Below are 14318 nucleotides of genomic sequence, written 5' to 3'. Positions count from 1 at the left end.
TACATAGTAATCGTCCAACGTCTGGAATAAGCTCGGGCGTCAGTACTACCGTCTCTGCCCGCCGGCAGGGTGAGAGGACGCCGCCCCATGGCCAAACGCACGGCACAGGACATCCGCCGCCGCAATCGGTTCGACGCACTGAGGTGCGTCTTCGCCGCCGCCGGCCCGGTGAGCCGGCAGGAGATCGCCGCCGCGACCGGGCTGTCCTTCGCGACCGTGGCCAACCTCGTGGCGGAGTTGCTGGAGGCGGGCGTCCTGGCGGAGGCCGGCCACGAGGACTCGAAGGGCGGGCGCCCGAGGGCGCGCCTGGCCGTCAACGCGGAGCGCGGGACCCTGATCGGGATCGATGTCGCGGAGACGTCCGTACAGGTGGAGCTGTTCGACCTGGCGCTCACGGTGCTGCGGAGCGTGCGGCTGCCCCTTCCGCAAGCCGATGTGCGGCCGGAGGACGTGGTCGAGGCCATCGTGGCCGGGGTGGAGGGCCTGACGGACACCGCGGGCACGTCCACGCACATCCTCGGCGCGGGTGTCAGCGTTCCCGGCCACGTGGAGCGCGAGGGCGGCGTGTCGGTCTTCTCGCCGTACTGGTCCTGGCGCGACGTACCGCTGCGTTCGCTCCTCGCCGAGCGTCTGCCGATGCCCTTGTACCTGGACAACCCGCTCAAGGCCGGCACCGTCGCGGAGATGTGGTTCGGGGCCGGACGCGAGGTCGACGACCTCGTCGTGGTGACCCTCCGGGCCGGCGTCGGCGCGGGCATCGCGATCGACGGAGCGCTGTACCGGGGCGCGACCAACAGCGCCGGCGAATGGGGTCACACCTGCCTGGTCCCCGGCGGCCGGGAGTGCCGGTGCGGCAGGCGGGGATGCGTGGAGGCCTACGTCAGCACGCGCGGCATCGCCCGGACCGTCCGGGAACTGGACGAGAACAGTCCACTCTTGGACGCCGACGAGGACGTCGTCGTCGCGAAGGTCGCCGACGCCTGCGCGCGCGGAGACGCCGTGGCCGCCGAGACCGTGGCGCGGACCGCCCACTATCTGGGGACGGCCGCCGCCGATCTCCTCAACCTGTTCAATCCGCAGGCCCTGGTGCTCGGCGGACGGGTGGCGGATCGGCTCGGCGAGCCGCTGCTACGGCAGACCCGCGACGTCATCGCGGAACACGCCCTCCCGGCGACGCTGCAGGCGCTCACCTGCCGGTTGAGCACCGTCGCGGACAACCCCGTGACCCTGGGGGCGGCCACCTTCGCCCTGGAGGGCTTCCTCGACGACCGCGAGACCTTCGGCACCGTGGCGGCAGGACGTCGCGCAGCCAGAGCGGCGAGGGAACGGACGCCCTGAGGCGGACCGGCGCCCGGCCGGCTCAGCCGGCCGGGGCCGCCGTGCTCTCGCGCACCACCAGGACGGGCGCCACCGAGGCCTGGCGCGGGGTTCCGCCCTCGCCGCCGATCTGTTCCAGGAGCAGTTCGACGCAGTGCCGGCCGACGGCGTCGAAGTCCTGCCGGACGGTGGTGAGAGGGGCGGGGAAGAACGCGGCCTCGGGGACGTCGTCGAATCCGGCCACGCTGACGTCGTCCGGCACGCGCCGCCCGGCCTCGTGCAGGGCACGCATGACGCCGAGGGCCATCTGGTCGTTCGCTGCGAAGATCGCCGTCACCTCCGGACGGGTGGCCAGTTCACGTCCGGCGCGGTACCCCGAGGCCGCGGACCAGTCCCCGTACAGAAGGGGCGGCGCGACGGCGCCCGCGTCCTTGAGCGAGCGGTGCCACGCCTCGGCCCTGCGGCGCGCCGCGTAGGAGTCGCGCGGTCCCGCGACGTGCCAGACCGTTCGGTGGCCGAGACCCAGCAGGTGGGCCACGACGCCGCGGGTCCCCTCGGCCTGGTCGATGTCGACGTTGGCGTAGCGGTGGCCGGTGTCCCCGTCGGCGAAGACCACGGGGACGGCGGACGGCAGCCGCAGTTCGGGGGTGTCGAGGATCTGCGACTCGATCAGGATGATGCCGTCCACCGACTGCACCATCAGCTGCTGGAACGCCTGGCGCACGGCGGCGCCGGTCTGCGCCCGGGCTCCCATGAAGTTCACGAAGAGGTCCGCTTCACGCGCGGCGTCGGTGATGGCGGCGAAGGTCCTGGCGTTGCCGTAGGCACTGATGTCGAAGCTGATGACGCCCAGCGTCCCGAACCTGCCCGTGACCAGCGCCCGCGCGGCCGTGTTGGGCCGGTAGCCGAGCATCTTCATCGCGGCCAGCACCCGCTCGCGGGTGGACGCGTCCACGTTCTCCCGGTTGTTGGCCACACGGGAGACCGTCTGCGAGGAGACTCCCGCCATGGCGGCCACGTCGGCCATGGAGGGCGACTGGCGCAGCGGACGGGACCTGGGTGATCGTGATCCGACTTCGCGCGGCATGTGAACCGGACCTCCGAACCGGGGCTTCCAAGGGAACTGCGTGCACTCCGTACGGATGTTAGCGCTACCCACCCGGGGACGGGCAGGCCACCGGGATTCAGCGAAGGACGACGTCGACAACGCGGATCGGACCCCAAGCGGTGACCGGGCTCGCGCCGGCTACTCGCCGGTTTCCTTGACACGGCCCCCCACCGCTTCGACACTCGCCCCGAGCCCGCGTGTGTTTGCGTAACCAGGACGCGCGCGGATGGACCTCTTCCCGGTGCGGAGCACGGGTGTTCCCCTGTAGTGCGGTGCGGATACGGGGAGGAGCCCCTCCTGTGGGCCCGTGCAACCTCGACGTCGACTCCGTCCGCGATCAGGCAAGACGTCGCGCGGCATTCACCTGTCGGCCTCCTTGGTTGCGTAGACATAACGGGTCTAGACCCAACTGCGGGTCTCATCCGAGCCCGCGTCTCCGACAGCGGAAGGACCCCTCCATGAAGCGCAGATCTCTGCTCACCGCGACGGCCGGCGCCGTCGCCCTCGGCGCGGCAACGCCGATGACCGCGCAAGCGCGGACACCCGACCGGGCCGCCACACCCCTCAGCACCTTCAACGTCATCAGCGACATCCAGGGCGACCTGGGCGACCTGACCGTCGCCCTGAAGGACATGGCCGCCACCGCCCCGCACAGCGCGGGACTGGCCGTCGCCGGCGACATCACCCCGCGCGGCTACGACTTCGAGTACGCGGCGGTGCGGCAGGTGTTGGAGCGCGGCCCAAGCCCGCGCAAGGTCGCCTGGGCCATCGGCAACCACGAGTTCTACGTCCCCAAGTACTCCGATCCGCAGACACTCGCCCTGTCGACCTGGCCCAACGGCACCACCGAGGACTCCCTGTTCCGCAGCTTCCACCGCTTCGCCGGACGCGGCAGGGTGTACGACGAGACGACGTTCGACGGGATACCGGTCCTCAGCATCGGAACCGAGCGCTACATGCACTACCACAACCCCGAGCTCTGGGACGAGGTGTGGCTGAGCGAGGCGCAGTTGCTGTGGCTGGAGGAGCGGCTGCGCTATTGGTCCGGACGTCGCAAGCCGGTCATGGTGATCGCCCACCACCCGCTGCCGGACACGGTCTCGGGTACGCGCAACAAGCTCTACATGAGCGACTACCTCCAGGCCGACGCACTGCTCGGCCTGCTGGGGCGCCACCGGGACGTGTTCCTCTTCAGCGGGCACACGCACTGGAACCTGGCCCTGTCCGACTGGCACGTACGGCGCGTGGTGCCCGGCACCGCGAACCTGGACGGATTCTCCGTTTTCAACACGGGTGCGGTGCAGACCGGTTTCACCGACAACGGGCAGGGCGGTGAGCACACCGTTCCCGGCGTCTTCAACCAGGGCCTCCAGGTCGAGGTGCACCGGGATCGCGTCGTCGTCAAGGCCCGCGACTTCGCGGCAGGGCGCTGGCTGAAGCAGATCTCCGTCCCCCTGGCCGCCAGGATCTGACGAGGTGCCCGCGGGCCGCGGGCAACCTTCGGGCGCGCGTGCGCATCTCCTTCCCCGAGCACCGCAGACCTGACCGCCGGCATCACACAGGAGGCGAACCCCTCTACGGTCAGGGCGACTTGGGCAAGAGGTGCGCGCAGAAGCCGGCACGCCCAGGAGGGGTGACTCTCCGCTCCGGCGCCATACACGAGAAGTCATCAGTGTTTACGAGCTGTTGACATTCAGGCAACGAGCGGGCCACTCTCTGGACACAAATGTTGATTTACGCGCAGAAATGTTGGTTCCTGTGTGAGTGGGGGGCGGGACCTTCCACTCACGCAGGTGCCATGACCGCGCGGTGACATCAAGGATCTGCATGCGAAGAGTGAGATCCCTCCTCGTGGGCCTGAGCCTGCTCCTCCCCGTCCTGGGCGGAGCGCCCACGGCGCTGGCCGCACCCGTCACCTCCGAATCCGGCACCCAGTTCCCGGACACCTCGGGGGCAGGGGTGCAGGCACACGGCGGTGGAGTGCTCAAAGTCGGCGACTACTACTACTGGTTCGGCGAGGACCGGGGCGAGGACAACAAGTTCCGCTTCGTGTCGACGTACCGTTCCAAAGACCTCAAGACCTGGGAACCCCGCGGCCATGCCCTGACCCAGGAGGCCGACCCCGAGGTCCGTTCCGCGGTGATCGAGCGCCCCAAGGTCCTCTACAACGAGAAGACCAAGCAGTACGTGATGTGGATGCACAAGGAGGCGGATGACTCCTACGCCGAGGCACGGGCCGCGGTGGCGGTGTCCTCCACGGTGGAAGGCCCGTACGAATGGAAGGGCTCCTTCCGCCCGAAGGACGCCTCCGGGGCCGAGCACATGTCCCGCGACATCACGGTGTACGAGGACAAGGCCGCCGGCAAGGCCTACATGATCTCCTCCGCCAACCACAACGCCGACCTCCACATCTACGAACTCAGCGACGACTACACGCAGGTGAAGCAGCTGGTGGCGAACCCATGGCCCGGCCAACACCGTGAATCTCCCGCCCTGTTCAAGCGCGGGGACGTCTACTTCATGCTCACCTCCGGAACCAGCTACTGGAATCCGAACCAACAGAAGTACGCCACCGCGACCAGCATCACCGGACCGTGGTCGCCGATGAGGGACGTCGGGAGCCACGACGGCCACCACTCGCAGACGGCGTTCGTCCTGCCGGTGGAAGGCAGCGACACCACCTCCTTCCTCTACATGGGAGACCGGTGGGCGGGTGTGGGAGCCGACCCCAAGCGGGTCAACGACTCGACCTACGTGTGGCTCCCGTTGGAATTCCCGACGGCCACCAGCATGACTCTTCCCTGGTACCCCCAGGTCGCGATCGACACGGGGACGGGCCGGGTCTCCGGCTCCGGGGGCGACCCCCTGCACACGATCACCGGCCGGCAGGGCGGCGCCTGTGTGACCGTGCCCGACAGCCTCTCCGACAACCAGGCTCCGGTGACCCGGGAGAAGTGCGCCGGCGGCCTGAACAGCCAGTGGCGGTTCACGGACAACAACAACGGGCATGTCCGCGTCCTCGCCCAACACAGCGGGAAGTGCCTCGACGTCGCGGACAAGTCGACCGCTGACGGGGCGGAGGTCAAACAGTACGACTGCGGGTGGGGGGACAACCAGCGCTGGCGCTTCGAGACCCTCCCCGACGGCTTCGTCCAAATCGTCGCCCGGCACAGCGGCAAGTGCCTGGACACCCAGGGCGGGTCCGACGCGGCGGGGGCCAAGGTCGTCCAGTCGGAGTGCGACGGATCAGCCGGTCAGGCGTGGAAGGTCAACGCCGCCACGAATCCGACCGACCCCACGGACCCGACCCAACCCCCGACTCCCGGCACGGCCGACCAACAGCTCACCACCTCGGTCAAGGCCGGCATGCTCACCATGTCCACCACGGCGGACCCCGTCCGGTTGCCCCCGGTCGACTTCGGTGCCGGAGGCACCTCGACCGGACACCTCAACACGGTGGGCGTCAAGGACTTCCGCGGCGGCAAGGCCGGCTGGTCACTCACCGGCAAGGTCACCGACTTCGCCGGGTCGCGCGGAAAGATCGACGCCAACCGGCTCACCTGGACGCCCACGTGCACCACGAAGGCCGACAGCCCCGGCACGTGCACCGCGGGAAGTCCGGGAACCGTCGGAAAGGACGGTGCGACCCTGGCTTCCTCGCCCGACGGTGACGTGACCGGCGGAGAGTTCACCGCCGACGCCGCCGTGTCCCTTGACGTCCCGAAGTACACGCCCGTCGGCGAGTACGCCGGAACCCTCACCCTCACCCTCCTCTGACCGCGCCCGCGTGCCGGACGCCACGCGTCCGGCACGCGACGCCCAGAAAGCTGAAGAGCCATGCGCGCAGCCTCCGTCGCCCTCCTCCTCCTTGTCCTGACGGCCCTCTCCCCCGCACCGGCCGGCGCGGCGGACAACGGCGAATGGTCGGTCAAGCCCGCGGACTCCGCGATCACGCCGCGGGCCGCGTTCCAGCTCCCGGCCCGCCCCGGCACGACACTCTCCGACCGTGCCGTCGTCAGCAACACCACGGACAGGGCCATGACGTTCCGCCTGTACGTCGCCGACGCCCACAACACGGAACGCGACGGCGGACTGGCCGTGCGCGGCGTCGAGGAGACCCAGCGGGACGTCGGCGCCTGGGGAAAGCCCGAGCGGGACGTCATCACGGTTCCGCCGCGTTCGGCGGTGACGGTCGGCATCACGTTGCGTATTCCGCAGGACGCCTCGCCCGGCGACCACGTCGGAGCCCTGGTGGCCGTGGATGACCGCGTGCAGCCCGGAACCGGCTCCCACCTCGGCGTCCAGCGCGGCGTAGGAGCCAGGATCTACCTGCGCGTCGACGGACCGGAACGGCCCGGCGTCACCGTCGAGGACGTACGGTTCACCGCACGGAACCCCTCGATACCGTGGACCGGCGCCGCCGAGTCCACCGTCTCCTACACCCTGCGCAACACGGGCAATGTGAGCCTCGATCCCCGGGTCTCCGTCCACGTGGGCGGGGTCTACCTGGGAGGGCCCGCCGAGCGCCGATTGACGAACGTGCCCGCCGAACTCCTCCCGGGACAGAAGGTGCGGCTCTCCGCGTCCTGGCCCGGCGCACCCCTCGTCGGCTGGGGCGATGTGAGCGTGACGGCGACCGCGGACGACTCCCGCGGCTCCGGATCCGACGGCTTCCTGGAAGTGCCGTGGTTCCTCACGGGATGCCTGGCGCTCCTGTCAGCCGTCGGACTGACGGTCCTTCGTCGCAGGCGCAAGGCGGTACGGGCGGCGCAGGCGGTACCGGCAGCACAACCAGCACCGGCAGCGCGGGCAGCACGGTCCTCCGATCACGAGTGAGCTCCCTTTCGACCGACGGACCCATGCGATCGAGCCGACATGTGGCCGAAGTCGGTGGTGTACGTGCTCGGTGGAGTGCGGTTTCGCGCAGGTCGGGGCTCCCACAGGGTCGCGTGGGCCGTAGGGGGCCCTTGACACCAGGCCCCCGAACGCGCAACCTTCCAGCGCTGATTGATTCTGTGGGGATGAGTTGGATTCTGAGTGTTTCTGAGAATCCTTGCGTCTCCCCCTGCTCGGCCGGCCCGATGTCCCCGCACTCTTTCCAGGAGGCAGATCATGGACAAGGCGTTACCTCGCACCCTCGCACTCACGGCAACAGCACTCAGTCTCACCCTCGGCTTCGCCGGCCCGGCCGGCGCGACCCCTGACACCAGGCCGGCCAACAGCCCGGCTTCCGGCACCTCGGCGACGGGCACGTCGGCGTCCGGGACGTTGGTGAGCAAGGCGGGCACGTCCGTCACCGTCACCGCAGGCGTGGGCCTGAGCAACACCATCTCCGTGTGGCAGGTCGGCGACACGATCCGGGTGAGGGACACCGGCGACACCGTCACCGCACTCGGCGGTTGCACCCCGATCAGCGCCAACGAAGCCGCCTGTCCGGGAGCCGGCGGCCTCACCGAACTCGTCGTCAACGCCGGTGATCAGGACGACGACGTCACGTCCTTCCTCGCGAGTCCCGGAGTGACCCTCGTCGGCGGCGCCGGGAACGACACTCTCTACGGCGGGAGTGCCAACGACACCCTGGAAGGCGACGAGGGATCCGACTTCCTCTCCGGGGGAGGCGGCAACGACACGCTCACCGGCTCCAGTGGACCGGACCGGCTCTTCGGCGGCCCGGGCAACGACTCGATCGAGGGCCGGGGCGGCTCCGACATCATCAACGCCGGTGCGGGAAACGACGTGGTGAGCGGCGGCAACGGCAACGACCACGTGATCGCGGGCACCGGCAACGACTATGTGGACGGCGGCCCGGGTCGGGACGACCTCGACGCCGTCGACGAAGTCAGTGGCAACGACTACGTCCTGGGGGGCGCCCAGGACGACACCTGCCGGGCCGACCTGGGCGACAGCGTCACCGACTGCCCGTGACCCACAGCCAGGATCCATGCGGGGACCTGCCCGCCACGCACGTGCCCACGACGAAGGAGACACCTCACATGACGATGCGACACATCCGCACGCTGCTTGCGGCGGGAGTCCTCCTCGGGGCCGCACTGAGCGGCACCTCGGCCTCGGCCGCGCCGCTCACGGCCGGACCCCGAGACCTCGCGAGCGCCACGGTGGTCGAGATGTCCGGCGGAACACTGCTCGTCACCGCCGGCCAGGGTGTGGCCAATGACATCACCGTCCGCCGTCAGGGCAGCGTCGTCCTCGTGTCGGACACGGCGGCGGAGTTACGGGCGGCGGCCCCCTGCAAGCCGAGCTCACAGGGCGGCGCGGAGTGCCCCGTCCCCACGGCCGTACAGGTCGACGGCCAGGACGGCGACGACGCCATCACCGTCTCCCCGAACCTCGACGCCCCCGCGACCCTCTACGGGGGCAGCGGCAAGGACCAGCTCAACGGCGGCCCGCAGGCCGATCGCCTCATCGGCGACGCACCGGCCGGCGCACTCGGCTCCGCGTCCGCGACTCCGGGCAACGACACCATCAACGGCGGGCCGGGCAACGACACCATCTTCGGGCTGGGCGGCAACGACACCATCAGCGGTGGCCCGGGGAACGACACGCTGAACGGGAACGAGGGCAATGACACCCTCAACGGCAACGCCGGGAACGACACCCTGATCGGGGAAGCCGGCAACGACACCTTGAACGGCGACGAGGGCACCGACACCCTCGACGCCGTCGACGGCGTCAACGCCAACGACAACCTCGACGGCGGTCTCGCGGTCGACTCCTGCACCCGCGACTCCGGCGACACCATGGTCAACTGCCCCTGACAGCGGCGGTACTCGCCGCGGGTGACGGCAGGGCGGTGACGCCCCGCCGGGTCCGGGGCCGTGACGGTGCTCCGGGACACGGCGGGGCGGTGTGACCTTCGAGGATCAGGGCCGGTCGGGGGCGGACGCGGTGATCACCGAGAAGGCTCCGCCCTGCGGGTCGGCGATCACGGCCATCCGGCCGGCCGCCATGTCGAAGGCGGGGGCGAGGACGCTGCCGCCGGCGCGGACGGCCGCGGCCTGGACCTCGTCGACGCTGTCCACGTGGAAGTACGGCTGCCAGTGCGGGGGAACACCCGGCGGGAGCTTCGACAAGTCCATCATCCCCCCGACCGCGCGGTCGTCGACCTTGAACTCGATGTACCCCTCGGCGCCGGGCATCTCGGAGCGGGCCGTGGTGACGGGCAGGACGGAGGAGTAGAACGCGGAGGCGGCCGGGAGATCGGCGGTGGTCAGCTCGTTCCAGATGAGCGCACCGTGCTCGTTGACGATGCCCGCGCCGTCGAAGCTGCCCGGCTGCCACAGGCCGACGACCGCGCCCGTCGGGTCGGCGATCACGGCCATCCGGCCGAGGTCCATGACGCCCATCGGGCCCACCATGACCGTGCCGCCCGCGTCGCCGACCGACTTGAGGGTGCCGTCGATGTCGTCGGTGGACAGGTAGGTGGTCCACACCGTCGGCGGCAGCGGGTCGGGGACGCTGCCGTCCGGGTTCATGGCCTTCATGATCCCGGCGACCGGCTTGCCCTTGAGGGTGCAGACGGCATACCCGCCCTGCTCGGCGGGTCCGACCTCGCCCTGCCAGCCGAAGAGGTCGCGGTAGAAGTCGATGGCCGCCTGCTGGTCGGGAACCATCAGGTCGATCCAGCACGGGGTGCCGGGCTTGTAGGGGCCGTTCATGTCGGGCACGGATGCCTCCGTCTGTGACGCTGGGGAAGGACGGGCCGTCCCCTACCCGCCCCCCAGGCCCCGAACCGGGCCGTACGGGTGACGTCGCGCCGCTCGCCGGCAGCGGGTGGCAACGCTCCGCGCGCGCTCCGGCCCGCCGCAGATCGTCTGCTCGTCCGGTGTGTGGCCGGCGCTGCGACCACGCCCGTGCGGTCAGGAGGCGGGCGGCATGCCGTCGTTCTCGCCGGCGGCGGCCGATCGGTCGCGGCGTAGCCGCCCCCGCTGGACCGCGTTGGCGAGGAGCCGGGCCGCCACGCCCAGCAGGAGCAGGTTCACGGCGATCTGTCCCGTGGTCAGCAGCCGGGCCGGCTCACTGCGCGCAGTGATGTCACCGAATCCGACCGTGCTGAACACCGTCATCGCGAAGTACAGCGCGTCCGTGCGCGTCAGCGGTTCACTGAAGCTCCCCCGCGCGCTGTGCTCCATCAGGAAGCAGGCCGCGGCGTACATCAGGACGAAGAGCGGCACGGTGATCGCCATGCCCTCCATGGCTTTGAGCCCGGGCCACGGTGATCGCGCGATCGTCTGGATCTGCCACATCAGGAGTGCCGCCACAGCGGCGATGCCGCCGACGAGCACGAGAACCGTGGTGGTCGTGAACGTCGAATCCATGGGCAGCAGGTAGTAGGCCGCCGTCAGGAGTGCGACCGCGCCCAGCGAGCGCACGCAGGCGAACAGCAGTTGCCGGCGGTGACCATCCGAGTTCCCGTTCACCACTCCACCCGGACCGCGACGCGTGCGACTGACCCCGCCCTCAAGCTCTCCGCCGCGCCTGCCGTCACGCGGCAGGCGCACCACGAGGTCACCGACATGGCCGCTCGCGCCCCCGCGGTGACACGTCCCGGCATCACTGATCGCCCCGCGGAGTCCGTTCCCCGGGCCGGTGACGGCCGCCGATGCCCTGGCTGTCCGCCGTGTGTGCGAGGGCGCGGCGGACCGGATCGGCGAACTTCCGGTCCACCGCTTCCCGTAGGAGTTCCAGTTCCGCGCGTACAGCGGGCCGGTGCGCCGGGGGCAGGCTGTCGAGAAGGCCTTCGAGCAGGGCACGGAGCCGCCGGCAGACCTGGACGGACGAGGCGCCGTACTCCCGGATCTCGCAGACGGCGAGCTGGAGGTAGTCCTCCCAGTCGCGCCCCCGCAGTACGAGCCGCGGCCGGCCTTGGTCGTCGGCCAGCACGTAACGGCCGGGAAGCTCGCTGTTCCCCGTCGTGTGCAGGAACGACTCGATGTGGTTGAGCAGCTGCACCGCGGTGGTGGGGTCGTTCACCGCGGGCGACAACGCCCGGATGGCGATGTCCACGAGGATCCGGAGGGCGAAGGCGGGGTCCTGTTCGATGGTTCGTTCGGCGCCGAGGGCGATGAGCCCGGCGACGTGCTCGGGATCGGGCGACGGCTCGCCCCCGTGGACCTCCACGAGGACGGTGCCGGGCGGTACGAAGTCGCCGATCAGGTGTCGTACGACGAAGGTGCAGTCGTGTCGTGTCGCCTCCGCCACCAGCGCGGCCACGTTGAAGGCCTGGATGGCGCCGCCCCGTTCGGAGCTGATGCTCATCACCGGATCGTCCGACGGTAGGGGGGCGTCGGCGCGTGGCTCGGCGTCGCGGATGACCGCGGCCCCGTGCGTCAGGACGTTCTCCCCCAGGCGTCCGACCAGGTCGGCGATGGCCACCGGCCTGAGGTTGTGGGTGAACCGGTTGAGGTAGACGAGCAGGAGCAGCAGGCTGACGGCGACCGCCGCGCCGGCGAGGGTGACGCCGAGGTCGGGTACGGAGTTCGACTCGATGCTGCGCAGAAGGGAGAACGCGAAGGCGAACGTTCCCGTGAAGGTGGCCAGCACCGCCTTCTGTAGCCGGTCCCGGTACCACAGGCGCATGTAGCGCGGGGACAGGGTGCCGGTCGCCTGCTGGACCACCAGAACACCGATGGTGACGACGAATCCGAGCAGCGCGACCATCGCCCCGACGATGGCGCTGAGTACGCCGCTCGCCGTGGTGGCCGAGTAGCGCCAGCCGTTCGGCTGCCAGTCGGCCCTGTCGGCGGCGATGGCGCATTCGGCGAGGACGACGCCCAGGATGATGCCGAACAGGGGGACGATCCACAGGCTCGCCTTGACGTACTGCCGCATCCTGAACGTGAACGCCCAGGAGATCACGGTGTGCTCACGACGGCCATTGCGCCTGCCCTTCCGGACGGTGGAACCGGTGCTCGGCCGTCACGCACGGGGCATCCTCCGGATCCGGACCTGTACGGACACTTCTCGACCTTCACGGTCACGGTAGAGCGGGAGGCGGCGGTGCGCCTCCGGCGGGCTCGGCGGAGAGTCCGGGGACGAGCAGGACCACGCTGTCGCCCTCGTGCGGTGTGACGCGCTGCTGCTCGGTGATCGGTTCCAACCGGCGGTCGGCCCGGATCACGAAGAGGGTCTCGGAAGCCGGCGGGCGCGGCGAGGACGCGGGGCGCACCACGAAGCGGGCTCCTTCCTCGTAGCGCTGTGCGAGCACGTGACGGACGAGCGCCGTGCCGAAGAGGATGTCACCGCCGGTGTAGGGGGCGACGACACCGTGGCTGCCGTGCGGCGGACCGACGCGGTAGACGTGTCCTTCGACGTTGCTCTCCATCACGACGGAGGCGAGCGCGTTGAAGTCGTCGTCGTCGGTGGCCAGGAGCACGGCCGTCACCCCTTCCAGGCGTGCCCCGGGGTTGGTGGCCGTGGCCAGCAGTTCCCCCTTCGCGAGATCGATCCCCGCTTCTTTGATGCGGCGCCTCTCCTCGTCGAGCCCCGCCCACATCAGCACGTCGAGTCCGGCGGTACGCAGAGCCCTTCCCATGTCGACCACCCATGGTTCCCCGCCCACCAGGAGCAGACGCGTGCCCGTCGGCTTGACGACGCCCAGGCGACGGGCCGCGGGCGCCGCCGTCAGCGAGTACAGCAGGACGGTGCCCACGATCACCAGGAAGGTCACCGGAAGGATCCTGGCCGCTCCCGCGACCCCCCGTTCGACGAGGCCGGCCGCGAAGGCGGACGCCGTGGCCGCGGCGACGATGCCGCGTGGGGCCATCCAGCCGATGAAGGCCCGCTCGCCCCAGGTCAGGCCCGAGCCCTTCGTGGCGGCGAGGGCCACGAGCGGGCGCACCACCAGGACGAGGATCGCGATGAGGGCGAGTGAGGGAAGCAGCACGGGGACCAGTGATGCCGGAGTGACGGTAGCGGAGATGGAGACGAACAGCAGCCCGATGATCAGTTGGATCAGCGTCTCGAAGAAGGGACGCCGTGCCGGCATGTCGAAGCCGCGGATGTTCGTGACCGCCAGGCCCGTGACGATCGCGGCGATCAGTCCGGTGTCGTCGCGCACGATGTCGCAGCCCGCCGAGACGGTGATCACGGTGGCCAGTTGCGCGAGCGTACCGAGCACCCCGCCGAGCCGCAGGGTACGCAGGGTCAGCCACAGCAGGGCGGTGCCCACCGCCCCTCCGGCCAGACCGACCGCCATGCTGATGCCGAACTGGCCCAGTTGGTAGCCCCGGCCGATGTCGACCTGGTGTGTGGTGGCGATGGCGTGGAAGACGAGGGCGCCGAGGATGCCGCCGATCGGGTCGGTCAGCGTCCCCTCCCAGATCAGGATGCGCCGCACCTTGTCGGTCGGTCGCACGAACTCCAGCAGCGGTCCCACGACGGTCGGCCCCGAGACGACGAGGATCGTTCCGAGCATCGACGCCACCCTGAGGGGCATGTCGAACATGGCCGGTGCCACCGCGGAGGTGACGAAGAACGTCAGGAGGATGCCGATCAGCAACAGCCTCCCCACGATCCAGCGGGTCCGGCCGGTCAGGTTGCGCACGTTGAGCCCGAGACCGGCGTCGTAGAGGATCACGGCGACGGCCAGCGAGACCAGGGCCGAGAAGTTGGCCCCCATCAGCCGTGCCGGATGGATGACATCCGTGAGGGCTCCGGCTGCGAAGCCGACCGGCAGGAGCACGATCAGGGCGGGGACGCGCAACCGGGCGGCCAGGATCTGGGAGCCGACCGCGAGCAGCACGGTGAGCGTGAGCCCGAGGAGGATCTGGTCATCGGTCACGGCGGCGCCCCGCGCCGCGGCGCGGCCATGGTGCGAGCCACCATGCTGCCTCCTTGCCGCGCGCCATCGGTCCGCCTGACCCCGGTCGGACCG

General features: G+C 70.3%; 11 protein-coding genes. 6 read left to right on the top strand and 5 right to left on the bottom strand.

Annotated features, from left to right (window positions below):
• The first annotated feature begins 87 nt into the window (after positions 1-87).
• Positions 88-1338: an ROK family transcriptional regulator gene (locus tag OHA84_RS34430; protein WP_266967838.1), complete on the top strand. Its 1251-nt coding sequence runs from the start codon at positions 88-90 to the stop codon at positions 1336-1338.
• Between the two features lie 22 nt (positions 1339-1360).
• On the opposite strand, the gene OHA84_RS34425 is transcribed toward OHA84_RS34430, so the two are convergent.
• Entirely contained in the window at positions 1361-2344 is a 984-nt protein-coding gene (locus tag OHA84_RS34425) for a LacI family DNA-binding transcriptional regulator (RefSeq protein ID WP_266967840.1), read from the bottom strand.
• A gap of 539 nt (positions 2345-2883) precedes the next feature.
• Here OHA84_RS34425 and OHA84_RS34420 point away from each other — a divergent pair.
• The 5 genes from OHA84_RS34420 to OHA84_RS34400 all read left to right on the top strand — a co-directional run bounded on the left by OHA84_RS34420 (position 2884) and on the right by OHA84_RS34400 (position 9201).
• Positions 2884-3897 (top strand): metallophosphoesterase, encoded by a 1014-nt coding sequence (locus OHA84_RS34420; protein ID WP_266967842.1) that lies wholly within the window; start codon positions 2884-2886, stop codon positions 3895-3897.
• A 355-nt stretch (positions 3898-4252) separates the two neighbouring features.
• Positions 4253-6202, top strand: coding sequence for an RICIN domain-containing protein (locus OHA84_RS34415; protein ID WP_371591535.1), 1950 nt, complete (start codon positions 4253-4255; stop codon positions 6200-6202).
• Between the two features lie 60 nt (positions 6203-6262).
• A complete protein-coding gene (locus tag OHA84_RS34410) occupies positions 6263-7261 on the top strand; it encodes a DUF916 domain-containing protein (protein ID WP_266967843.1) in 999 nt (332 codons plus the stop codon).
• Between the two features lie 276 nt (positions 7262-7537).
• On the top strand, positions 7538-8350 hold the full coding sequence (locus OHA84_RS34405) for a calcium-binding protein (RefSeq protein ID WP_266967845.1): 813 nt from the start codon (positions 7538-7540) through the stop codon (positions 8348-8350).
• Positions 8351-8418: 68 nt separating this feature from the next.
• Positions 8419-9201: a calcium-binding protein gene (locus tag OHA84_RS34400; RefSeq protein WP_266967846.1), complete on the top strand. Its 783-nt coding sequence runs from the start codon at positions 8419-8421 to the stop codon at positions 9199-9201.
• Between the two features lie 105 nt (positions 9202-9306).
• On the opposite strand, the gene OHA84_RS34395 is transcribed toward OHA84_RS34400, so the two are convergent.
• From OHA84_RS34395 to OHA84_RS34380, 4 genes are all read right to left on the bottom strand, one after another.
• Positions 9307-10101 (bottom strand): VOC family protein, encoded by a 795-nt coding sequence (locus tag OHA84_RS34395; protein ID WP_266973821.1) that lies wholly within the window; start codon positions 10099-10101, stop codon positions 9307-9309.
• A gap of 201 nt (positions 10102-10302) precedes the next feature.
• On the bottom strand, positions 10303-10863 hold the full coding sequence (locus tag OHA84_RS34390; protein WP_266967847.1) for a potassium channel family protein: 561 nt from the start codon (positions 10861-10863) through the stop codon (positions 10303-10305).
• Positions 10864-10996: 133 nt separating this feature from the next.
• Positions 10997-12301: a DUF2254 domain-containing protein gene (locus OHA84_RS34385; protein WP_266967848.1), complete on the bottom strand. Its 1305-nt coding sequence runs from the start codon at positions 12299-12301 to the stop codon at positions 10997-10999.
• Between the two features lie 118 nt (positions 12302-12419).
• Entirely contained in the window at positions 12420-14225 is a 1806-nt protein-coding gene (locus OHA84_RS34380) for a sodium:proton antiporter (protein ID WP_266967849.1), read from the bottom strand.
• Positions 14226-14318 lie beyond the last annotated feature (93 nt).

This window comes from Streptomyces sp. NBC_00513 (assembly GCF_041431415.1).
In the GTDB taxonomy this organism is placed as follows: Bacteria; Actinomycetota; Actinomycetes; order Streptomycetales; family Streptomycetaceae; genus Streptomyces.
Note: the sequence above shows the minus strand (reverse complement) of the source record. Positions and strands in the feature narration are given on the sequence as shown.